The 22,306-nt window shown below is 60.7% G+C and carries 18 protein-coding genes; 12 read left to right on the forward strand and 6 right to left on the reverse strand.

Features of this window, described 5'->3' with window-relative positions; translation table 11 throughout:
* From FHL16_RS35090 to FHL16_RS21405, 9 genes are all read left to right on the forward strand, one after another.
* The coding region (locus FHL16_RS35090; RefSeq protein ID WP_369812106.1) for a hypothetical protein at positions 1–78 on the forward strand (78 nt) is incomplete at its 5' end.
* Positions 79–193: 115 nt separating this feature from the next.
* Positions 194–1,642, forward strand: coding sequence for an ethanolamine permease (eat, locus tag FHL16_RS21365; protein ID WP_077749222.1), 1,449 nt, complete (start codon positions 194–196; stop codon positions 1,640–1,642).
* 51 nt (positions 1,643–1,693) lie between these two features.
* Entirely contained in the window at positions 1,694–3,088 is a 1,395-nt protein-coding gene (locus tag FHL16_RS21370; protein WP_077749223.1) for an ethanolamine ammonia-lyase subunit EutB, read from the forward strand.
* 8 nt (positions 3,089–3,096) lie between these two features.
* Complete coding sequence (gene eutC / locus FHL16_RS21375; protein WP_177346247.1) at positions 3,097–3,921, forward strand: ethanolamine ammonia-lyase subunit EutC; 825 nt, start codon at positions 3,097–3,099, stop codon at positions 3,919–3,921.
* Positions 3,922–4,041: 120 nt separating this feature from the next.
* Positions 4,042–4,500, forward strand: coding sequence for a GNAT family N-acetyltransferase (locus FHL16_RS21380; RefSeq protein ID WP_010467342.1), 459 nt, complete (start codon positions 4,042–4,044; stop codon positions 4,498–4,500).
* Between the two features lie 238 nt (positions 4,501–4,738).
* Positions 4,739–5,395, forward strand: coding sequence for a DedA family protein (locus FHL16_RS21385; protein WP_010467341.1), 657 nt, complete (start codon positions 4,739–4,741; stop codon positions 5,393–5,395).
* 6 nt (positions 5,396–5,401) lie between these two features.
* The gene (locus tag FHL16_RS21390) at positions 5,402–6,214 is read left to right on the forward strand and encodes a M90 family metallopeptidase (RefSeq protein ID WP_010467340.1); all 813 of its coding nucleotides are present in this window, start codon (positions 5,402–5,404) and stop codon (positions 6,212–6,214) included.
* Between the two features lie 273 nt (positions 6,215–6,487).
* On the forward strand, positions 6,488–7,015 hold the full coding sequence (gene ppa, locus FHL16_RS21400; RefSeq protein ID WP_008052339.1) for an inorganic diphosphatase: 528 nt from the start codon (positions 6,488–6,490) through the stop codon (positions 7,013–7,015).
* A 230-nt stretch (positions 7,016–7,245) separates the two neighbouring features.
* A complete protein-coding gene (locus FHL16_RS21405; RefSeq protein ID WP_077749225.1) occupies positions 7,246–7,992 on the forward strand; it encodes a S24 family peptidase in 747 nt (248 codons plus the stop codon).
* A gap of 407 nt (positions 7,993–8,399) precedes the next feature.
* On the opposite strand, the gene FHL16_RS21410 is transcribed toward FHL16_RS21405, so the two are convergent.
* The 6 genes from FHL16_RS21410 to FHL16_RS21435 are packed head-to-tail and all read right to left on the reverse strand — an operon-like array spanning position 8,400 to position 18,578.
* Complete coding sequence (locus tag FHL16_RS21410; protein ID WP_077749226.1) at positions 8,400–9,215, reverse strand: YfaP family protein; 816 nt, start codon at positions 9,213–9,215, stop codon at positions 8,400–8,402.
* Positions 9,216–9,218: 3 nt separating this feature from the next.
* Entirely contained in the window at positions 9,219–10,838 is a 1,620-nt protein-coding gene (locus FHL16_RS21415; RefSeq protein ID WP_077749227.1) for a DUF2300 domain-containing protein, read from the reverse strand.
* A 1-nt stretch (position 10,839) separates the two neighbouring features.
* Positions 10,840–15,405, reverse strand: coding sequence for an alpha-2-macroglobulin family protein (locus FHL16_RS21420; RefSeq protein WP_077749228.1), 4,566 nt, complete (start codon positions 15,403–15,405; stop codon positions 10,840–10,842).
* Positions 15,402–16,004, reverse strand: a complete 603-nt coding sequence (locus FHL16_RS21425; protein ID WP_186353740.1) for a DUF1175 domain-containing protein — start codon at positions 16,002–16,004, stop codon at positions 15,402–15,404. The genes FHL16_RS21420 and FHL16_RS21425 overlap by 4 nt, the downstream gene beginning before the upstream one ends.
* Positions 16,005–16,036: 32 nt before the next feature.
* Positions 16,037–17,749, reverse strand: coding sequence for a DUF2138 domain-containing protein (locus FHL16_RS21430; protein ID WP_010467334.1), 1,713 nt, complete (start codon positions 17,747–17,749; stop codon positions 16,037–16,039).
* A gap of 37 nt (positions 17,750–17,786) precedes the next feature.
* Complete coding sequence (locus FHL16_RS21435) at positions 17,787–18,578, reverse strand: YfaP family protein (protein ID WP_077749229.1); 792 nt, start codon at positions 18,576–18,578, stop codon at positions 17,787–17,789.
* Between the two features lie 506 nt (positions 18,579–19,084).
* Here FHL16_RS21435 and FHL16_RS21440 point away from each other — a divergent pair.
* The 3 genes from FHL16_RS21440 to dxs all read left to right on the forward strand — a co-directional run bounded on the left by FHL16_RS21440 (position 19,085) and on the right by dxs (position 22,217).
* Positions 19,085–19,327 carry an exodeoxyribonuclease VII small subunit gene (locus FHL16_RS21440; RefSeq protein WP_007894317.1) on the forward strand — a complete coding sequence of 81 codons (243 nt, stop codon included), beginning with the start codon at positions 19,085–19,087 and terminating at the stop codon, positions 19,325–19,327.
* Positions 19,324–20,226, forward strand: coding sequence for a polyprenyl synthetase family protein (locus FHL16_RS21445; RefSeq protein WP_010467332.1), 903 nt, complete (start codon positions 19,324–19,326; stop codon positions 20,224–20,226). The genes FHL16_RS21440 and FHL16_RS21445 overlap by 4 nt, the downstream gene beginning before the upstream one ends.
* Before the next feature lie 92 nt (positions 20,227–20,318).
* Positions 20,319–22,217 (forward strand): 1-deoxy-D-xylulose-5-phosphate synthase, encoded by a 1,899-nt coding sequence (dxs, locus tag FHL16_RS21450; protein WP_010467331.1) that lies wholly within the window; start codon positions 20,319–20,321, stop codon positions 22,215–22,217.
* Positions 22,218–22,306 lie beyond the last annotated feature (89 nt).

Raw genomic sequence — 22,306 nt, forward strand, 5'->3', positions numbered from 1 at the left:
AAGATGATGCTCGATCACTATCAGCAGACCAAAAACCTGCTGGTGAGCTACGACATCAATCCGTTGGGCTTCTTCTAAACCGACTGTCGCAGGCAAGCCACTCTCCTTGTGGGAGTGGGCTTGCCTGCACATTGGGCCTTCGCTCCCACCCGGCAACCACGCCGGTCAAAAACAATAAGAACAGGTGAAACCTATGCCTAGCGATCAAGCCAGCGTGCAGCCGGCTACCTCCTCGGTCGACTTTGAAAAAGTCGGCTCCGACTATTTCCAACAACGGGAACTGAAAAAAGGTGCAGCAGGCTGGGTCCTGCTGGTGGGTCTGGGCGTGGCCTATGTCATCTCCGGCGATTACGCGGGTTGGAACTTCGGCCTGGCCCAGGGTGGCTGGGGCGGCATGTTTCTCGCTACGTTACTGATGGCGACCATGTACCTGTGCATGTGCTTCTCCTTGGCGGAACTGTCGTCGATGATCCCTACCGCAGGTGGCGGCTATGGTTTTGCCCGTAGCGCATTCGGACCGTGGGGCGGTTTTCTGACCGGCACCGCGATCCTGATCGAATACGCCATCGCTCCGGCGGCGATCGCGGTGTTTATCGGCGCCTATTGCGAGTCACTGTTCGGCATTGGTGGCTGGATGATTTACCTGGCGTTCTACATCATCTTTATCGCCATTCACATTTTCGGGGTCGGCGAAGCCCTGAAACTGATGTTCGTTATCACCGCCATCGCCGCGCTGGCATTGGGCGTGTTCCTAGTGTCGATGGTGCCGCACTTCGACGTCGCCAATCTCCTCGACATCCCGGTGACTGACGCCAAGGGCGCCAGCAGCTTCCTGCCTTTCGGCTACGTCGGCGTGTGGGCGGCAATTCCTTACGCGATCTGGTTCTTCCTCGCTGTCGAAGGCGTGCCGTTGGCAGCAGAAGAAACCAAAAACCCGAAACGCGACCTGCCCCGCGGCTTGATCGGCGCCATGCTGGTGCTGGTGAGCTTTGCCCTGCTGATTCTGGTCATCGGCCCGGGCGGTGCGGGTGCCAATGCACTGCTGACCTCGGGCAATCCGTTGGTCGAAGCATTAAGCAAGGCCTATGGCGGCTCGACCTGGATGGGCCACTTCGTCAATCTGGTGGGCCTGGCCGGGCTGATTGCCAGTTTCTTCTCGATCATCTACGCCTATTCGCGACAGATCTTCGCACTGTCCCGCGCCGGCTACCTGCCGCGCAAACTGTCAGAAACCAACAAGAGCAAGGCGCCCGTACTGGCTCTGATTATTCCCGGCATCATCGGATTCGGCTTATCACTGACCGGTCAGGGTGACTTGCTGATTCTGGTAGCGGTGTTCGGTGCGACCATTTCCTACGTCCTGATGATGGCGGCGCACATCACACTGCGCATTCGACGCCCCAAAATGGATCGGCCCTATCGCACGCCCGGCGGTATTTTCACCTCCGGTGTAGCGTTGGTGCTGGCTTGCATCGCCGTAGTAGCGGGTTTTCTGGTAGACCCACGCGTGGTGATTGGCGCTGCGATCATCTATGGAGTGTTAATTGCTTACTTTGCTTTCTACAGTCGGCATCACTTGGTAGCAGGCACGCCCGAAGAAGAATTCGCGGCCATTCAGAACGCTGAAAAAGCCCTGCACTAACGGCCAGAAATTACGGCGCAGGCCCTGTCTGCGCCGTCACGGAGAATCTGTATGGCAAGTTTTGCTCACACGGTCGGCGCCCTGACCTTCCGTTTCGACAGCCTCAAGGACGTCATGGCCAAGGCCAGTCCGGCGCGCTCCGGGGATTTTCTGGCCGGCGTCGCCGCCCTCAACGATGGCGAGCGCGTAGCGGCGCAAATGGCCCTGGCTGACATTCCGCTGACTCACTTCCTGCAGGAAGTACTGATTCCCTATGAGGCTGATGAGGTCACCCGACTGATCATCGACACTCACGACAAACATGCGTTCATGGCCGTCAGCCACCTCACCGTCGGCGACTTCCGCGACTGGCTGCTGAGCGACGCGGCCGACGAACAGAGCCTGCGCGCCCTGGCGCCCGGGCTGACCCCGGAGATGGTCGCCGCTGTCTCGAAGATCATGCGTGTGCAGGATCTGGTGCTGGTGGCGCAAAAGATTCGCGTGGTCACGAAATTCCGCGGCACGATGGGCTTGCGCGGGCGTTTATCCACGCGCCTGCAACCCAACCATCCCACCGACGAACCGGCCGGCATTGCGGCGAGCATTCTCGACGGCCTGCTGTATGGAAACGGGGACGCGATGATCGGCATCAATCCGGCCACCGACAGCATCGCGTCGATCTGCGCCATGCTGGAAATGCTCGATGCAATCATTCAGCGCTACGAAATCCCGACCCAGGCCTGTGTGCTGACCCACGTCACCACCTCCATCGAGGCGATCAATCGCGGGGTTCCGCTGGACCTGGTGTTCCAGTCGATCGCCGGCACCGAAGCGGCCAACGCCAGTTTCGGCATCAACCTGAATGTCCTGCAGGAAGGTTACGACGCCGGGCTGAGCCTGAATCGCGGCACCCTGGGCCAGAACCTGATGTATTTCGAGACCGGCCAGGGCAGTGCCCTGTCAGCCAATGCCCACCACGGCATCGATCAACAGACCTGCGAGACCCGTGCCTACGCTGTGGCGCGTCATTTCAAGCCGTTTTTGGTCAACACCGTCGTAGGATTCATCGGCCCGGAATACCTCTACAACGGTAAACAGATCATCCGCGCCGGCCTTGAAGATCACTTCTGCGGCAAGCTGCTCGGCGTACCGATGGGCTGCGACATCTGCTACACCAACCACGCCGAAGCCGATCAGGACGACATGGACACGTTGCTGACCCTGCTGGGCGTCGCCGGGATCAACTTCATCATGGGCATCCCCGGCTCCGATGACATCATGCTCAACTACCAGACCACCTCGTTCCACGACGCCCTTTACGCCCGCCAGACCCTGGGCCTGAAACCGGCGCCGGAGTTCGAACAATGGCTGGCGAGAATGGGCATCCTGACCCAGGCGGATGGCAAGATTCACTTCGGCGACAGCCTGCCGCCGGCCTTCCGTCAAGCCATGGCGCAATTGGGATGAGCGTTGAAATGGATAAACCACCTGTTGACCCAGAGAATCCGTTGCTGGAGCTGCGTCGCCTGACCCCGGCGCGGATTGCCCTGGGCCGCACCGGCACCAGCATGCCGACCAGCGCGCAACTGGATTTCCAGTACGCCCACGCACAAGCCCGGGACGCGGTGCACTTGCCGTTCGATCATGCCGGGCTCAGCTCGCAACTGGCCGAGGCTGGACGCGAGAGTTTGCTGCTGCACAGCGCCGCCACGAACCGGGACACTTACTTGCAGCGCCCTGATCTGGGGCGAAAGTTGAGCGATGAATCGGCGCAGACCCTGCGCGAATACGCGCAGGCGAACCCGGGTGGCGTGGATCTGGTGATCGTGGTCGCCGATGGCTTGTCGGCGCTGGCCGTTCATCGCCATACCTTGCCGTTTCTGGCGCGGATGCAGGAGCAAATCGAGGCTGAAGGCTGGTCCGTTTCACCGGTGGTGCTGGTGGAACAAGGGCGGGTCGCGGTGGCCGACGAGATTGGCGAACTGCTCGGCGCAAAAATGGTGGTGATCCTGATCGGTGAACGCCCGGGTCTCAGTTCGCCGGACAGCCTGGGTTTATATTTCACCTACAATCCAAAGGTCGGGCTGACGGACGCCTACCGCAATTGCATCTCCAATGTCCGGCTCGAGGGCCTGAGCTACGCAATGGCGGCACACCGCTTGCTGTACCTGATGCGCGAGGCTTGCCGCCGCCAGCTGTCGGGGGTCAATCTGAAGGACGAAGCCCAGGTTCAGACGCTGGAGTCGGACGCAGGTGCGGACATGAAAGGTAATTTCCTACTGAGCCCGCCGAATGCCTGAACCGTTTCCGCATTGCGTTTCTGTTCCGGTTTCAGGCAGGATCGATGCACGGCTGCCCGAGTGAAGAACCGTTCGCCGTCAGAGCACGTGAAGACAGCCACTTGAAGACGAGACCTATCGATGCGGATTATTCAAGCGACCCTCGAACACCTGGACCTGCTGACCCCGTTGTTCGTCAAATATCGCGAGTTTTATGGCTCCTTGGCTTATCCAGACTCCTCCCGGGCATTCCTTGAGAAACGTCTGCGCCGCAAGGAATCGGTGATCTATCTGGCGCTGGCCGATGACAAAGACAAGCTGATGGGTTTCTGTCAGTTGTACCCGAGCTTTTCCTCCCTTTCGCTCAAGCGCGTGTGGATCCTCAACGACATCTATGTCGCCGAAGACGCCCGCCGCCAGCTGGTGGCCGACAACCTGATTCGCACCGCGAAGAAAATGGCCAAGGAAACCAATGCCGTGCGCATGCGCGTTTCCACCAGCAGCAACAACGAAGTGGCGCAGAAAACCTACGAATCCATCGGGTTCAAGGAAGACACCGAGTTCAAGAACTACGTATTGCCGATCAGCGACGAGCTCTGATCCTGACTTCTGTGATGAGGGAGCGCGCTCGTTCATCACAGAAAGGGTTATTTATTGTCACCAGACTTCCGGCCGCGCCATAGACATCCCCCGCTACAATCTCGACGCGCGTTTCACCACTCAGCCCGTATAATGCCGGCCTTTTCGGCTTGTAAGAAAAACTACACTCGTCTGTAGGCTTTCGCGAAGTCATCCGCACAGGCCTGCTGAGTCCGGCCGTCACCACAGGTGCCCCTCCATGGATTTCAACCCGATCGACCTTATCCTGCATCTCGATGTTTACCTCGATTTGCTGGTGAACAACTACGGGCCATGGATCTACGCCATCCTGTTTCTGGTGATCTTCTGCGAAACCGGTCTGGTGGTGATGCCCTTCCTGCCGGGCGATTCGCTGCTGTTCATCGCGGGCGCCGTTGCGGCCGGCGGCGGCATGGACCCGGTGTTGCTGGGCGGTTTGCTGATGCTCGCAGCGATCCTCGGTGACAGCACCAACTATGTCATCGGCCGAACAGCGGGCGAACGCCTGTTCAGCAACCCGAACTCGAAAATCTTCCGTCGCGACTACCTGCAACAGACCCACGATTTCTATGACAAGCACGGTGGCAAGACCGTGACCCTGGCGCGCTTCTTGCCGATCATCCGCACCTTTGCACCGTTCGTCGCCGGCGTCGCCAAAATGCCTTACCCACGTTTCTTTGCCTTCAGTGTCCTCGGCACCATTCTGTGGGTCGGCGGTCTGGTGACCTTGGGTTACTTCTTCGGCAACGTGCCGTTCATCAAGAAAAACCTTTCGCTGCTGGTGGTGGCCATCATCCTGCTGTCGCTGGTACCGATGATCATCGGCGTGGTCCGCAGCCGTTTCGGCAACGCCGCATCCAAAACCCAATCGCGCTGACCCGCGATGTGGTCCCTGAGCGCCTGGCGTCGCCGGCGCATCCTGGCCAGACACCCGATTGCCGACGACGTGTGGCAGCGGGTGCGCCATCACTTGAGTTTTCTTGACGGCATCAGCGCCGCCGAAGACCAATGGCTGCGTGAAGCCTGCGTGCTGTTCCTGGAAGATAAACACCTGACCGCCCTGCCCGGCGTCGAACTCCATCAGGAACAACGCCTGTTGCTCGCCGCTCAAGCGCAACTGCCACTGCTGCACTTGGGCGATCTGAACTGGTATCAGGGTTTCCACGAAATCGTCCTCTACCCCGACGACTTCCTCAGCCCCCAACGGCATCGCGATGCCAGCGGTGTCGAACACGAGTGGGACGGCGAACACAGCGGCGAAGCCTGGCAGCAAGGCCCGATCATCCTGGCCTGGCCCGGCGTGATGGCCAGCGGCGGCTGGGAAGGCTACAACCTGGTGATCCACGAGCTCGCGCACAAACTCGACATGCTCAACGGCGACGCCAACGGCTTGCCGCCGCTGCACCCCGACATGCGGGTCAGCGAGTGGGCCAAGGTCATGCAACACGCCTACGACGACCTCAATCGGCACCTTGACCGCAATCCGGACGCCGAAACGGCCATCGATCCCTATGCGGCGGAAAACCCCGCCGAATTCTTCGCCGTCACCAGCGAATACTTCTTCAGCGCTCCAGATTTGCTGCACGAGGCGTATCCTCAGGTCTACGAGCAACTGAAGCTGTTTTACCGCCAGGACCCGCTGGCCCGGCTACGGCAACTTCTGGCCGAGAACCCGGTCTATCAGGCACACGACTAGTGCCCAGCCTCACCGATACGTTGCTCTTTTGACGAGTGGTCGTTGTGGTCAGGCAAGGCGCCGCGACGAATCATAGCTGGCTATGGCGAGGAGCGGCAACGCAGCATGACCGCAACGGACGCCGTCAAAAAGCAACAGTATCGGTGAGGCTGGGCACTCGGGTCTACACGACCTCTGGCACATAGCAACGGTGGCGGAATATGCCTATAATCGCCGCCACTTTTTGGTCAATCCGGCCAAGTGTTTTTGGTCAACTAACGGGGGCACCGCCCAATGAGCTACAGCAAGATTCCGGCTGGCAAAGACCTGCCGAACGACATCTACGTCGCGATCGAGATCCCGGCCAACCACGCGCCGATCAAGTACGAAATCGACAAAGACAGCGATTGCCTGTTCGTTGACCGTTTCATGGCCACCCCGATGTTCTACCCGGCCAACTACGGTTACATCCCGAACACCCTGGCCGACGACGGTGACCCCCTCGACGTGCTGGTCGTTACCCCTTACCCGGTAGCGCCAGGCTCGGTGATCCGCGCTCGTCCGGTCGGCATCCTGAACATGACCGACGACGGCGGCGGCGATGCCAAAGTCATCGCGGTTCCACACGACAAGCTGTCCCAGCTGTACGTCGACGTGAAGGAATACACCGACCTGCCACCCCTGCTGATTCAGCAGATCGAGCACTTCTTCGCGAACTACAAAGATCTCGAAAAAGGCAAATGGGTGAAGATCGAAGGCTGGGCCGGTGCAGATGCCGCTCGCGACGCCATCACCAAGTCGGTTGCTGCCTACAAAGGCTGAGACGCCACTGGCCTCGCGCCTGTGACGACTTGAAAAAAACCCCGGTTGATCCGGGGTTTTTTGTGGGCGTCTATCAAGGGCCTTTTAAACGCAGCGTTTAATTTCAGAACGCTACGTTTTTTCTTGTTTAATTTGTTCCAAATACGTCTTACATCCGGTCGTAAATTTCCCTCGAAATTTGAACGGCTCGTTTATTCAAAGCCCGGCGCAGCAGCCGTAGACTCGTGTTTATGAAAAAGAACACTAGCGGCCCACGGTTTAAAGCGCTCCTCGAAAAAGCGAAAATAACGACGACAGGTTTTGCCGCTTTCTTCGACACGGAGCCGCAAAATATCCATAACTGGTACACCCGCGGTGTGCCCGCCTACCGCATGGAAGAGGTCTCCAGATTACTCTCGGTAAACAGTGACTGGCTCAAAACAGGTGAAGGCCCACAAGACTCCAAACACCTGCGCCTTCTCGACGAGGCCGGCAACACCTTCGACGCCCAGGCCATTCGCGGCATCTACACGGTGGTCGAGCCCACCGACGTCAAACTGCCCCTCTTCAAGGAAATCCCCATCGCCCCGGGGTCCTGTAAAACCCACGTCGCCGAAGACCCCGGCCAATTCATCCGCCTGCCCAAAAGCCACCTCGACTCTCTGGAAATCAAATACACGGATGTCTTCTGCGTCCACATGATCGGCAACGGCATGGGCGAGCGCATTGAGGACGGCTCCACCCTCGCCATCGACCGAGGACTGACCAAAGTGATTGACGGGGAAATCTATGCCATCGAGCACGACGGGATGCTGCGAATCAAATACCTGCACCGGATGCCGGGCAACGCCCTGCGGCTGCGCAGCTACAACAAAGCTGAACACCCGGATGAAATCTTCAATGCCGAGCAGATTGATAAGCAGAACATCAGGGTGTTGGGGTGGGTGTTCTGGTGGTCGACCCTGAACAAACGGCGGCCGGCGGTGCCGTTTTTGTAGCACCGCGCCGTACTCATCGCGAGCGTTCCCACAGGTACTGCGCAAGCCATGTGGGAGCGAGCCTGCTCGCGATGAGGGCGGAACATTCACGCTAAAATTCCGTCCGGGTCACTTAATCCCGAGCTCCGATAGCTCTAAGGCGCACACCGCACTGGGAATTCCCCAAAAAAATCAGTATGCTGCGCCCCACATTTGCGCATCACCCCGCCCCGCGGCTCTGATCGCACCGACACGGCAGATGACTTTCTCGCCGAGTCCCACAGCCGGACGCAAGATCCGGGTGTACGTTTTGAAGGCTGGTGAGGTTTACCAAAAATGAACCAAGCCAGTCCCCGAGAAGCCGGCCACAAGCCGGCTTTTTAATGCCCGGAAAAAGTAAATAGTGCAGCAAGCTGCTGCACAATTCCTCACGGATAACTAAACCCCTTAACCAACGTCAACTCCCCCACCGCCCGCATCGGCACCAGAAAAGTCTCCATCTTCTCGTTCGGCGTCCCTTCCTCCGTAATCACCGTCACCTGCGCCGTGGTCAGCGCTTGAACCGCCTCCTCCTGCCCGTCCTCATCACTCCGATACCCACCCCCGAAGTAATTCACATACACCAAATACTGCCCCTTGATTGGCGCCGGCATGGCGAAGATTTCCGGGCCGTATCCCGTCGTCACGTCGACATCGAGCGCAGCGCCATTGGGAACAGCGCGGTCGCCGTACCAGATGTGGGCGCCATCAGGCGTGATGAGGTGCAGGTCCAAATCCGTCCCATCGCTGTCCCAGGCCAGCAGCACGCGCAACTTGGCCGGCGTAGCCCCACCACTGACATTAAGAAACTGCGTCCGAGACCGTTGCAGCCCATCAGGGCTGCGAACTTCAACGCTGTTGCTGCCATTGGGAAACGAGAACGGTCGATCAAAACGCCCAGACGGATCAATCTTCAGCGGCATGCTGACGCCGTTGACGATCAACCGCCCAGGTTCACTGGACTTTGGCGTGGCTTTGATCTGCCCGGTGATACGGGCGGTATTGGCTTGGCCGACCGGCGTGTTCACCGAGGAGGCTGGATAGTTAACGGTTTGACGAAAGTTTTCACCTTCACCTTCGGACGCGCCAGTGCGCCAACCACCAACGGGCGTATTGAGTTTCACACCACTCTCAGCCGCAAAAACTGCGGGCAATACACAAAAAGAACAAAGGAACAGGAAGACCTGTGGATAACGGAGTTTCATGGCCTATTCCAGCAAGAGGTGGCGGGCGAGCCCTTCGATGTAGGTTTCATCCTGGCCGTTGGGGTGTGCTTCGAAGGCCAGGTGCAGGTATTCGTGGGTCAGGTCGAGACGGTCTTGCAGTGACAGCACGCCGCGCACGTAGATGCGCTGGCGTTCGCGGTCGACGTAGGGGCGACCGAAGGCCAGGCGGCAGACGGCGAAAGTGCTGACGTCGTTGTAGCCGACCTCGCTTTCCAACTGCGCACGCCAGCCGCGGCGTTGCTTTAGTAGCCAGTCTTGCGCGGCGGGCAGAGCTTCGCAGGAGGCGACGGGGTTGTCCCAGCGGCTGAGGCTGGCGCGTGGGTAGGCGTGCAGCAGGATGGCGTCGTAGCGCTGGCCGGCGTTGGCTTGTTCGATGGCGTGCTGCCAGGAGAGTTTGTCCGGACCGGGTTGGTCGGAGTGGTAAGTGACGGTGCTGCCGGCGAGGACGAGGTCGCTGGTCCAGGCGGCGATGTGGCGTGACTCGGCGGTGGCCGGGCGTGGGGCGACGCGTTGGCGGTTGCTGCTGTCGTCGATGCTCAGGCAGTCGCCATGACGGGTGGCGTTTTGCAGCAGATAGGTTCTGATCGCGATGGCCAGGGCTTTGGCGGCTTCAATGGGTTCGGGTTTGGCTTCCCTTTGCAGGACGCGGGCGACGTATTCTTCACGGTCGAGTCGAGCGACGAGTTTGCCCTTCAGCAAAAACAGTTCGCCGTCGCTGTGGATATCCAGTTGATTGCCATTGGCGAATTCGACGCGATAGTCGCCCAGCAGAGGCCCGGAAGAAACAACCCGATCCCCCGCAAGAACACGCCCGATCGGATAACGGGAAAACAGACCGACTTCGACGCAACGGCCCGCATCCAAAGGCCACTCAACCGGCAACACAGAAGCCAACACCCCACCGTAGTGACGCAAGACCATTTGACTGGTCCCCCGGCCACCCGCCCAGATCGGCGTACCGTCCGCCGTCCATCCGGCAAACCCGCCCTGACGCGACGCAGGGTCCTGATCGCCCAACCAGCTCCAGGTTTTCACCCGCAACCGGCCACCGAGTTCGCCGACAACATTGCCGTCAGCGGCGCTTAGCACCACATCGAGCAACACCCGCCGCGCCTGATCCTGCGCCGGCATCACGGCCAGCACTTTCAGCAATTCAGCCACGGAAACTCGCGTAGAAGGCTGCAACGAAGGAAGGTTCAGCAACCATTCCGGCGCCTGCCGTGCTTGCCAATATTCCCGCCAGCCAGCCTCAGAAATACCCAATCGCGCAGGCTCAAAGTACAAGCCACATGACTTCACCAACGCCTGATCGCGCTCGATCTTGCCGCCAGCAGCGCAGCAATACACTTCCTCTTTCGACTGCCCGCGACACTCGTAAGCGGGCTCACGAGCGCCGGTGTCCACCAGCCAGCCGTACACAAACAACTTCCACAAACTGCCGAGCGGTGCCTGCACATCAGCAGGCAATGGCTCACGTGAAATCACTTGAGTCTGGCTTAACGAAATCAACTCGCCCTTGAAGCCCAGACGCAGCGGCTCCTCCTGCGCTGTCGCCAGCGCAGGGATCAAACACAGCAGCCACCAGACCAGCGGTCGGGTCATGTCAGTTGACCGTGGCCTGGCCGAGGGCCGGTTTCTGTTCCTGGGCTTGATGCTGCGGCGCGTAGACCTGAGTGAAACGCACCGGCGGCAGGTTGAATTGGCCTTTCTGCGAGAAGCGCACCAGATGACGCAGGCGCAGTTCGCCGCTCAAGGCATCGACCGGAATCGCATAAGCCATCTGGCCCGGCTCGAAACGCGCTTTCTCCAACGCGGTAGCTTCCGTGCCGGCCTTGCCCATCAACTTGATGCCCCACGTCGTGCGTTCGACATCGGCGCCCGGTGGCAGCGGCACTTCGAGCATGCCGTAGCGCAGCGGTTTCGCGGCTTTGCTGGTGATGATCACTTCGTCCAGGTACAGGCTGTCGCTGGACAACGGCTGGGGGCCGACGGCTTCCAGTTTGAAGGTGAAGGCTTCGTCACCCGGCACCAGACGCGACAGGCGACGGGTGATGGTCACGGCCATCGGATCGACCGGTGGTTGTTTGCTCTGGAAGCTCAATGCCGCTCGCAACGGACGTTCTTGCGTCCCGGTCAGCGACAACACCGCCGGTACGGGTGAAGCGCCCTGCCACGTCCAGTACATTTCACCGGTAGCACCGTGTTGTTTTTTCCAGCCTTCACCCGGCGCCAGTGCGATGGTGGGCGAGGCCTGCTCGATGCTGCGTTGCAACCAGGTCAGCGCCAAAGCGCGCTCCAGGGTCGATTGCTGCGGCAGCAAACGCTGCAACAACGCTTGCGCACGAGCCTGATCGAAGGGCTGTAGCGACAGGTTCAAGGCTTCGGCAAATGGCTGAGAACTGACCGCCAAACGCTGCTGGGCATCCGGCAGTTGACGATTGAATGCGTCCGGCAGAGTCACCTTCGATTGCTTCGCCAACGAGGCAGTCAGCGTACGAGCAGCCGCGAAGCCAAGCGCCGAATCAGGATCGCTCATGACAAGGCTGTCCTCGCCATCTTCCATCAGATTCGCCGCGCTGCCCTCGCCTGCTTTCGCCAGGTCATCCATCAACCCACTGAGCAAGGTGTTGACCGGCAATTGCATCTGCTTGGCGAACGAAAGAATCAGCGCCCGCTGCAGCAACGGCGTGTTTTTCGCCTGCTTGGAATACACCTCCAGCACCCGCTGCCAATGCTCCGGCGGCAGGCTCAGTTCCAGCGCTTTGCTGGCGTGCCAGTCGGCGTAATAGGCGTAGGCAGTGAGGAACGCATCCGGCTCGCCGGCCATGCCCCACCAGGTGAAACTCGCCGAAGGCCCGGCCATTTGCACCAGGCGCAGACGGCTGTTTTGCATGATCAGGCGCAAGCGATCGCGGATCTGCGGGTTCGACGACAAGGTCGGGTACGCAATGCTCAATGGCAGCAAACGACTCGCGGTTTGTTCGACGCCACCGTATGGATAGCTCAGGAGATCATCGAGCGCCGAGCGGAACAGCGCTTGCGGACTGTCATCCAGACGCAAGCGAATATCCGTCGCGTCCACCGGCAAGGTCAACGGCGTGTCACCGCTGGCCACGTCCAGGCTTTGGCTTTGCGTGACCTGCCAGCCTTCGCCGGTCGCGGTCAGGCGCACGGCGAGGGCGTCGGCGGTTTTGCCGTCCTGCACCAGTTCGGCGGTCCACTCGCCGGAGGTCAACGCGAACGCCGGCAGTGCGATGTAGTTGATGCCATTGTTCAGGGTCACCGGCACGCGCTGTTCGGCGCCGCCGTAATGGATCACCAACTCGGCCTTGACCGGTTTTTCCGCCTGACTGAAGGCGAACACACCGAGATCCGGTTTGTCGCCATTGCGGAATTGGGTCGGGCCGCTCCATTTCAGGTACAGCGGTTTCTCCGAGCGCAGGAATTGCTTCTTCTGCCCGACCTGCCCGTCATCGGCGATGGCTCGGGCAGTGATGCGCCAGCGGGTCAGCGAGTCCGGCATCTTGAAGGTGAAGCGGGTTTTACCGTTGGCGTCGGTGATCAACTCAGGTTCCCACGTGGCGGTGTCGACGTCTTCACGGCGCGGCCGTTCCAGCACTTTCACCCCGCGCTCGCTGCGGTTGGCTTTACCCGGTGCGCCAGGGCTGCCCGGCAACGCAACGTCGTAGCTGATGAACGACAGGCTGGCGCTGGTACGCACGTTGTTGCGGCGTGGGTGGTAGAAGAATTGGTCGATGGTCGGCGCGACTTCCGGTTGCAGCGCGTAGACCATTTCATCGACCACGCTGACCGTCAGGTGTGCCGGAATCGGCTTGCCGGCGAACTGGGTAGTCAGGTCCACCGACACGGTATCGCCCGGCTGATATGCCTCTTTATCAGTGGCAATGGCCACGTCGATCTGCGGCGCGATCACCTTGATGCCGGCGTTCTGGAAGCTGTACTGACCGCCCTTGGTGTACAGCACCGAGAAGGTCAGGTTCGGCGCGAAAGTGTCCTTCACCGGGATGCGCGCGCGGTATTGGGTGTCGCTGAGTTTTTCCATCTTCAGCCAGTCGCCGCCCTTGGACAGCAACGCCGTGGACTCGACCTTGTCACGCTCCAGCGACAGCAATGCATCGCTGACTGGCTCAGGGAAAGTGATCAACGCCAGGGCTTCGTCGCCCGCCTTGTACTCGGGTTTGTCGAGAACGATTTCCACGGTGCCGGGCACGGCTTTGACGCCATCGCCGGTCACCGAATGGCCGGTGGCGCCGACGACCCGGCCATGGTCATCCTTCAACGTCAGGTTGTAGGTGCCTGGACGGTCGAAGGCCAAGGTGAAGCTTTTATCCGTCGCGGCGAGTTTGCCTTCGCCTGTGCTCTGATCCTCTAGACGTACCCAAACGTAGCTGCCCGGTGTGAGGGCTCTGGCCTGCTCGCTGCCCCCTTCATTCAGATAGCTGAACGCAACCTTGTCACCCACTGCGCTGAAGCGCTGTGGAGCACTCAAGCGGAAACTCGCGGCGCCACGGTCGATGAGGATTTCCTTGGTGGTCTTGACCCGGTACGCCGCGCCATCGCTGGCAAACACGGTGAGCATGTAACGGCTCGGTTTCTCGGCGGCCGGCAGGTCGAGGGTCGCGTTGCCTTTGCTGTCGGTGGTCAGTTCGGTGCTGGTCAGCTCCACCGGGAATTGCCCGAGGTATTGCAGTTCGTTGTCGACCATCGACAGTTGCTGGGCGCGCAGGCTCAGGCTCAATTTTGCGTTCGCCACCGGTTTGCCGTCCGGGTACAGCAGCACCAGGCTGCCCTTGACCGGTTCGCCGGTTCGGTAATCCTGCTTGGCCAGGTTCAGCGAGATTTCGAAGTGCGGCTTGATGTATTCGGCCACGCGGAAAGCGCTGCTGTAGGCCTGGTCCTTGTAGCTGAAACGCAGTTCATAACCGCCGGCCACGGCGTTATCCGGCAACTGGAATCGGCCTTGGGTGCCAGCCTTGGAGTCAAGCTTCAGCGCCAGCGATTGCAGCGCCGTGCCGGTGGCATCGAGTACCGTCACGTTGACGTCGGCAGCGGTCGGTGCCACGGAATCCCGGGCGTTCTTGAACTCGCGACCGACGATTTTCAGCGACACCCAATCCCCCGGCCGATACAGCGGCCGGTCGGTGAAGGCATAGAGTTTGGTGTCGTAGATTTCGCTGTCGTAATAGAAGTTCTCGGAGACAAACACCCCACCCTCTTCGTCCTCGCCAATCACGAACGAACGCTCGGGGCTGACGTGTTTCAGGCGCAGCAAACCATCGGCATCGGTGGCGCCGCTGCTCATCACGCCGAGGCCATCGGTCCACAGCACATTGACCTTCGGCACCGAACTGCCTTCGTGCTTGCGCGCAGCCCAGACCACCAGTTCATCACCGGCAATCTTGCTCACGGCCACAGTGTTGGAAACGAACACCATGGTGGTCGCACGGTACTTGCCGATCAGCGCTTCCACCAGGTACAGACCGGGTTTCAAATTGCCCAGCGGAATGTAAACGTTGCCCGGCGCGACGCTGACGAACTCACTGGAAGAACCGGCCAGATTCACACCGGTAGGTGGCTGGATCGGTTTGGCTTGCCACAGCGGATAACGGAACTGGCTGACCACCGGCAAACCCGGAATCAGCGCGAATTGCGGCTGAGCGTCGTAAGGCGTGGGCGCGGCAATCGCGCTGCCCATCTTCAGCTCCGGCACTTCCTCGGTGACTTGTTTACGGGACTCGTAGGAAAACGCCCGCTGCATCACCCGACGGGATTTTCGGTACCAGTTGTCCCACAGGTACGCGAGCGTATTCGACAACCCTTCGCCCTTGAACTGGCCGTCGCTGACCACGCGGTGCAGGTTCTTCTGGCGCTTGAGGAAATCCAGCGGTTTGTCGATGCGGTACACGCGAATGTCGGCGCCGCCATAGGGCTCCATGCGGAAACGACGGTAATCGCGACCCGGCGCTTCGAGACGCACCATCGCCTGTTCGTCACTGGCGAAACTGCTGTCCGCCAGCAGGAAAAAGCTTTCACCGGCCACCGGCGTGTAGCCGCTCGGCTCGACGGTGTCTTCGGCGTTGACCGCCGTAAACGGCAGCACCAAAACCAACAGCAGAGGCAGGAAACGCAACATGCGGGCACCGATCATTGGGAGAGAAAGTTCAGTCGATAGACGCCGATGAAGTTGGGGTTGGCTGCGTCGGGTATCCATCGGGTGTCCTTCCATGTCATGAGTTGCTGCAGGCTCGCGGAACGCATGCCGTTGTCAGTGGGGGTGGTGGTGCCGGTGTGATAGGCAATGAAGCGGCCCATCCAGATCATCAGGTGCTGGTCGTCGCCCTGATCGAAAAACATCAGGTCGCCGGGTCGGGCTTGCGCCAGATCGCGACCGACCAGATGGCTGTTGAACTGAATCAACTTGATCGCGTTGACGTAGGGCCCGACCTTTCCGCCGCCCTGCTGCCACTGCTGGGCGAGGCTGCGTTGGGCCTCGCTCAATTGCAGTTCCGGCGGCAGGTAGCGGTTGCTCAGGCCATTGCTGCGCAGCCATTTGTCGTCATGGACTTTCAGCGCTTCGTTGGCGGCGAAGCGCACCAGTCCGGCGCAGTCCTGCTGATACCAGCGCGGGCTGGGGCCTTGGGTCAGTTGCTCCTGGGCGATGCGCACGAACCAGGCGCGGAACACCTGGGATTGCTGCGGATCCAGCGCTGCGGCTTCTCCCGCAAACGCGCGACTGCCCAGCAACATCGCCAGCAGGCCGAGGCCTCGGATAAGTGCGGTCACAGCGCTTTCCACTCCAGCGGCAGCCACTGCCAATGGCCGTCAGGCTCGCTGCCTTCGGGCAAAGTCAGGGCGTACTTGCCATAGCCGCCAAGCTTGCGCAGTTTCGGGATCAGGTAGGTTTGCGCGGCGTTGTAGAACACCGGCTCCATGTCCTGCGGCAGGCTATCGAGGGTTTCCTGCTGCATCAGTTGCGCCATGGATTCCGGGCCGAAGTAGACCGGCATCAGCAGGTCTTTCGGTACCACATCAGCCATCGGCGGGAAACGTTTGTCGAGGGTGCCGAGGGCCTTGTCCACGAGCTTGTCATCGAGGGAGAACAGCAACGTCGAACCGTGACGCGCCAGGCTGACTTTCATGAACGCCTTGCCGGTGATCGCGTCAGGGTTCTCGGCGTCCTTGGCTTTGTAGGGACCGAAGTTGGAGCTGACCTGGCGCTGCCACTGATGGCTTTGGCCTTCCTGTTTCTCGACCACCGGGAACGCGTGTTCTTCGACGTTGCCTTCATAGGCGCCAACCATCGAGCCGAACAGGTTGCCCAAGTCACCGTCGAGTTTGGCGCTGTCGTCGTCATTCAGGCTGGCCACCAGCAACGGCGTGTACAACCGCGAATCGGCGTACCAGCACAGCCCGGCGGCCCCGGCCATGTGTTCGGTCAGCGCCTGGGCGACGGATTCTTCGGCGCCGAGTTTCACCAGCAGCGGTTTCTGCTGTTCGGCGGCGAGCGGCAGGGCCACGCAAGCGCTGGCGCCCATTGGCATGGCTTGCCAGATCGGTTTGAAATCGAAGTCCGGCTGGTTGTCCAGTTCGTCCATGGCGAGGAAGCTGTGCCAGCCCTTGTCGTCCATGTCGAAGCGCAGGCCGGCGAAATTCGGGATGAAACGCTGGTAACCCATGGCCAGGACGCTCGCGTTGACCGACAGGCGTTGTTTCACCTCGGGCGCACGCGGTGGCAGGCCGAAGGCTTCGGGGAACAGTTTGTCACCGTTGAGCAACGCGGCGATGGACTGGGTCGAGACGCTGCCCGGTTCTTCCGAAGCTCCGCCTTCTGAATCGTAGAGTTTGGTCGGGTTGGACAGCACCACCAGTTTGTCGCCATGGGAGGCGAACAGCAGCGCCTTGCTGGCGTTGTAAGTGAGTTGATAAAGCGTCACATCGTCGGTGCCGACTTTCACTGTGGCGACGGTGGTCAGCTGCGAATCATCCAGCGCCACTTTCGCCAGCGGCTCCAGCACCTTGGCCAGCCCACCGCGATCCATCACCAACAAAAAGTCTTTCAGCCGGCCGTCCGCCCCACGCCACAACGCCACATCCGCCGGTTGATCGAAGAGCTGCTCGATCAAACTGTCCTGCAACTTCAGGTCATGTTCGTAAATGATCCGCCGCAGACTGCCGATCAGGCCGAGGCGATCCGCATGCGCTTCGTAATAGAAGACGAAATCCTCGGTCAGGGTTTCCTTGAGGAACGGCACCGCCAGCAAGTCTTTGGGCAATTGGCTCAGGGAATGGGTTTCGAGCAGACCGTCCGGGCGGCTCATGCCCAGCTTGTCGCTGGCCAGTTCGGCCGGTGGCGCCTTGGGTTTGTGCATGAACCAGCCCAAGCCGGCCGCGACGCCAGCCACCAGGATCAGCCCGACCAGTAGCGCCGGCCAGCGGCGAGGAGTTTTGGCAGCTGGCGTTTCGGCGGCCGGAGAAACAGTGTTATCGCTCATGTTCACAAAACCCGATGTCATCCGTGGAGCGGGATGCTTAATAGTTGAAAGTCTTGACCAGCAGCAGGTCACCGATGGCCCGCAGGGGCACGATGAAGGTCTCGCGTTTTTCGTCGACGGTGTTTTCGTTGAGCACCAGGTTGATCTGCGAGGTGATCACCTCGTTCTGGTTGCTGGTCTCCTCGAAGTTATAGCCGCCGCTGCCGAAGTTGCCCCAATAGTTCACGTAAACCAGATAGGTGCCATGCATCGGCGCGGTCATGGTGAACATTTCCGGGCCGGGGCCATCGACGCCGTCCGGATCCAACCCGCCGCCATTGCTCATCGCTGGGCGAGCCCAGAACGCGTGTTGGCCGTCGGGGGTAATGATGTGCAGATCGAGTTCGGCTTTCGGGTCATCCCAACCCAGCACCACGCGAATCCGCGCCGGGGTGCGCAGGTTGTTGGCTTCATAGAATTGAACGCGCTTGAGGGACTTGCCTTCAGAGCTGCGCACTTCAACGCTGTTGGAACCGGCGCCGAACGCATACGGCCGGGCGAATCGCCCCTGGTCGTCGGTGTACAGATTCAGGGGATTGCCGTTGACGGCCAGCGTATGAGGCCCGCGTTGCGTGCCGATGGCCTTGAGCTGGCCCTGGATCATCGTGCGATTGCGCTGCACGCCCCGGTCGATGGGCGGCGTCGGATAGGCGACTTGAGGATATTCGCTGCGGTCCAGCAGGCCGTTGAAGCGCCAGCCGCCGACCGGCTCCGACAACTCAGCCGTCGGCTCGGCCCAGGCAGCGGTCGCGCAGACCAACGCCATCAGCACCAGAAGAAATGAACGCATGTGACGCCTCCTGCCATGCATAACGAAACCTTGCACCCGATCCTCGGCGCGTTACAGATCCTAAAACTGCGTTTCGTCAGAAAGACCCGTGACTATCGGGTCGTAGAAGGCGCGAAGGTTAGCCATTTGGCGGTTTTTTAACAATCGGATACATCTATATTTGCGGTAGGAATCACGCTCATTTGGGGCCGTGAGCCGAATAGCGCGTTTATTCGGCTCACGAAATGAGCCGAATAATCCCCATCACTCACGGAAGCGACATTCCTTTGTGGCGAGGGGCTTGCCCCCGCTCGGCTGCGCAGCAGTCGTAAATGGCTGAATGCGGTATTCCTGAAACCCTGGGCAAATGGTTTTTGGGCTGCTGCGCGACCCAGCGGGAGCAAGCTCCCTCGCCACAAGGGGTGTTTTCAACTTGCGATCAAGGCTCAAAAACCCGCCCTCATTTGCCCATACCCCCCATGTCTGCTAGTGTCGCGCCGGTTTAACGTCAACCGGAAATAGCCGCCATGGCCCGCAAAAAAGCTGCACTGGATTTCGAACAATCCCTCGCTGACCTGCAAACGCTGGTGGAGCGACTGGAGAACGGCGAATTGTCGCTGGAAGACTCGCTGACGGCTTTCGAGCAAGGCATCGGTCTGACCCGCGATTGCCAGGCGGCGCTGGCCCAGGCCGAGCAAAAGGTTCAAGTGCTGCTCGAGCGTGATGGCGAGCTGGCCGAGGAACCCTTCGACGCGGATCAGCCGGAATGATTGCTGCGTATTCGGCGACCAGCCAGGCCCGCGTCAACGCTGCACTGGAAACCCTGTTCAACGCGCCGAGCCCTGAGCTCGCGCGGTTGTACGAAGCCATGCGCTACAGCGTGATGAATGGTGGCAAACGGGTTCGCCCGCTCCTGGCCTACGCCGCGTGCGAAGCGCTCGGTGGCAAGGCTGAGCAAGCCAACGGCGCGGCCTGCGCGGTGGAGCTGATTCACGCGTATTCCCTGGTACACGACGACCTGCCAGCCATGGACGACGACGATCTGCGTCGCGGCCAGCCGACCACTCACAAAAAATTCGATGAAGCCTGCGCGATCCTTGCCGGTGACGGCCTTCAGAGCCTGGCGTTCAGCGCCCTGCTCGACCCGCGCCTGAGCACGTCGGACGCTGCTCTCACCTCCGACCACCTCCGCCTGCAGATGGTCAGCGCCCTGGCATTGGCGGCAGGCCCGGCCGGCATGGTCGGCGGTCAGGCCATCGACCTTGGTTCGGTCGGTCTGAAACTTGACCAAAAAGCCCTCGAAACCATGCACCGGCACAAGACCGGCGCGCTGATCGAGGTCAGCGTCAAACTCGGCGCCCTGGCCAGCGGCCGTGCCGAGAAGGACGAACTGAAGTCCTTGCAGACTTATGCACAGGCCATCGGCCTGGCGTTCCAGGTGCAGGACGACATTCTCGACGTCGAAAGCGATACCGAAACCCTCGGCAAACGCCAGGGTGCCGACATCGCGCGCGACAAACCGACCTACCCGGCCCTGCTCGGCCTCGACGCGGCCAAGGCCTACGCCCTGGAACTGCGCGATCAGGCCCTGCACGCACTGCGACCGTTTGACGCGGCAGCCGAGCCATTGCGCGATCTGGCCCGCTACATCGTCGAGCGACGCAGCTGACGGCGTATCCGCCAAGTTAAAAGCAACGCGTGGGCAGGGGGCGATGCATCAGGTAAACTGCCGCATCTTTTATACCTATAACGATTCGCCTGATGCCCACGACGTTTCATGAGATTCCCCGCAAGCGCCCGACCACGCCCCTGCTCGACCGTGCCAACACGCCGGACGGCCTGCGCCGGTTAGGCGAAGCCGAGCTGGAAACCCTGGCCGATGAGTTGCGCCTGGAATTGCTCTACACGGTCGGTCAGACCGGCGGGCATTTCGGTGCCGGCCTGGGCGTCATCGAGCTGACCATCGCGTTGCATTACGTCTTCGACACCCCGGACGACCGGCTGGTGTGGGACGTGGGTCATCAGGCCTATCCGCACAAAATCCTCACCGGCCGTCGCGAGCGCATGGGCACCCTGCGCCAAAAGGACGGCGTCGCTGCCTTCCCGCGTCGCTCCGAGAGCGAGTACGACACCTTTGGCGTCGGCCACTCCAGCACTTCGATCAGCGCAGCGCTGGGCATGGCCATTGCCGCCCGCCTGCAGAACAGTGATCGCAAGGCCATTGCCGTGATCGGCGACGGCGCACTGACCGCGGGCATGGCCTTCGAGGCGCTGAACCATGCGCCGGAAGTGAACGCCAACATGCTGGTGATCCTCAACGACAACGACATGTCGATCTCGCGCAACGTCGGCGGGCTGTCGAACTACCTGGCGAAGATCCTTTCCAGCCGCACTTACGCCAGCATGCGTGAAGGCAGCAAAAAGGTCCTGTCGCGCCTGCCCGGTGCCTGGGAAATCGCCCGTCGCACCGAAGAATATGCCAAAGGCATGCTGGTTCCCGGCACGCTGTTCGAAGAGCTGGGCTGGAACTACATCGGCCCGATCGATGGCCACGACCTGCCGACCTTGATCGCCACCCTGCGCAACATGCGCGATCTGAAAGGCCCGCAGTTTCTGCACGTCGTCACCAAGAAAGGCAAAGGCTTCGCCCCGGCGGAAATCGACCCGATCGGTTACCACGCCATCACCAAGCTTGAGCCCGTTGATGCGCCGGCCGCTGCACCGAAGAAATCCGGTGGGCCGAAGTATTCCGGTGTGTTCGGCGAATGGCTATGCGACATGGCTGCCTCTGATCCGCGCTTGGTGGGCATCACCCCGGCGATGAAAGAAGGCTCCGACCTGGTGGCGTTCAGCGAGCGTTTCCCGCTGCGTTACTTCGACGTGGCGATTGCCGAGCAACACGCCGTGACCCTCGCCGCCGGCATGGCCTGCGAAGGCGCGAAACCTGTTGTGGCGATTTATTCGACCTTCCTGCAACGCGGTTACGATCAACTGATCCATGACGTCGCGGTACAAAACCTCGACGTGCTGTTCGCCATCGACCGCGCAGGGCTGGTGGGTGAAGACGGCCCGACCCATGCGGGCAGCTTCGACCTGTCGTTCCTGCGTTGCATCCCCGGCATGCTGGTGATGACCCCGAGCGACGAAAACGAATTGCGCAAAATGCTCACCACCGGTCACCTGTTCAACGGCCCGGCGGCGGTGCGTTATCCGCGCGGCACCGGCCCGAATGCAACGATCGAGAAAGACTTGCAACCGATTGAAATCGGCAAAGGCGTGGTTCGTCGCCAGGGCAGCAAAGTCGCCCTGCTGGTGTTCGGCGTGCAACTGGCCGAGGCGCTGAAAGTCGCCGAGACGCTGGATGCAACCGTGGTCGACATGCGTTTCGTCAAACCGCTGGATGAAGACCTGGTTCGCGACATTGCCGGCAGCCATGAGTTACTGGTGACGATCGAAGAGAACGCGATCATGGGCGGCGCCGGTGGCGCGGTCAGCGAGTTCCTGGCACGTGAAAACATCCTCAAGTCGATGCTGCATCTGGGCTTGCCGGACAGTTACGTCGAGCACGCGAAGCCTGCGCAGATGCTGGCCGAGTGCGGGCTGGATGAGGCCGGGATCGAGGCTTCGGTTCGCCAACGCCTGCAACTACTCAACATCTGAACAAATGCAAAACCCCTTGTGGGAGCGAGCCTGCTCGCGATAGCGGTCTGCCAGTCACCTCTTCTTTGACTGACACACCCTCATCGCGA

Source organism: Pseudomonas sp. FSL W5-0299, assembly GCF_005930655.1.
Taxonomy (GTDB): domain Bacteria; phylum Pseudomonadota; class Gammaproteobacteria; order Pseudomonadales; family Pseudomonadaceae; genus Aquipseudomonas; species Aquipseudomonas mandelii.

What these genes read in the sequence shown, in the direction of transcription:
- FHL16_RS21420 (WP_077749228.1), bottom strand. Translation starts at nt 15,405, where the DNA reads ATGATCGGTGCCCGCATGTTGCGTTTCCTGCCTCTGCTGTTGGTTTTG.
- FHL16_RS21405 (WP_077749225.1), top strand. Translation starts at nt 7,246, where the DNA reads ATGAAAAAGAACACTAGCGGCCCACGGTTTAAAGCGCTCCTCGAAAAA.
- FHL16_RS21410 (WP_077749226.1), bottom strand. Translation starts at nt 9,215, where the DNA reads ATGAAACTCCGTTATCCACAGGTCTTCCTGTTCCTTTGTTCTTTTTGT.
- FHL16_RS21445 (WP_010467332.1), top strand. Translation starts at nt 19,324, where the DNA reads ATGATTGCTGCGTATTCGGCGACCAGCCAGGCCCGCGTCAACGCTGCA.
- FHL16_RS21430 (WP_010467334.1), bottom strand. Translation starts at nt 17,749, where the DNA reads ATGAGCGATAACACTGTTTCTCCGGCCGCCGAAACGCCAGCTGCCAAA.
- FHL16_RS21435 (WP_077749229.1), bottom strand. Translation starts at nt 18,578, where the DNA reads ATGCGTTCATTTCTTCTGGTGCTGATGGCGTTGGTCTGCGCGACCGCT.
- eutC (WP_177346247.1), top strand. Translation starts at nt 3,097, where the DNA reads ATGGATAAACCACCTGTTGACCCAGAGAATCCGTTGCTGGAGCTGCGT.
- eat (WP_077749222.1), top strand. Translation starts at nt 194, where the DNA reads ATGCCTAGCGATCAAGCCAGCGTGCAGCCGGCTACCTCCTCGGTCGAC.
- FHL16_RS21415 (WP_077749227.1), bottom strand. Translation starts at nt 10,838, where the DNA reads ATGACCCGACCGCTGGTCTGGTGGCTGCTGTGTTTGATCCCTGCGCTG.
- ppa (WP_008052339.1), top strand. Translation starts at nt 6,488, where the DNA reads ATGAGCTACAGCAAGATTCCGGCTGGCAAAGACCTGCCGAACGACATC.
- FHL16_RS21440 (WP_007894317.1), top strand. Translation starts at nt 19,085, where the DNA reads ATGGCCCGCAAAAAAGCTGCACTGGATTTCGAACAATCCCTCGCTGAC.
- FHL16_RS21390 (WP_010467340.1), top strand. Translation starts at nt 5,402, where the DNA reads ATGTGGTCCCTGAGCGCCTGGCGTCGCCGGCGCATCCTGGCCAGACAC.
- FHL16_RS21380 (WP_010467342.1), top strand. Translation starts at nt 4,042, where the DNA reads ATGCGGATTATTCAAGCGACCCTCGAACACCTGGACCTGCTGACCCCG.
- FHL16_RS21370 (WP_077749223.1), top strand. Translation starts at nt 1,694, where the DNA reads ATGGCAAGTTTTGCTCACACGGTCGGCGCCCTGACCTTCCGTTTCGAC.
- dxs (WP_010467331.1), top strand. Translation starts at nt 20,319, where the DNA reads ATGCCCACGACGTTTCATGAGATTCCCCGCAAGCGCCCGACCACGCCC.
- FHL16_RS21425 (WP_186353740.1), bottom strand. Translation starts at nt 16,004, where the DNA reads ATGTTGCTGGGCAGTCGCGCGTTTGCGGGAGAAGCCGCAGCGCTGGAT.
- FHL16_RS21385 (WP_010467341.1), top strand. Translation starts at nt 4,739, where the DNA reads ATGGATTTCAACCCGATCGACCTTATCCTGCATCTCGATGTTTACCTC.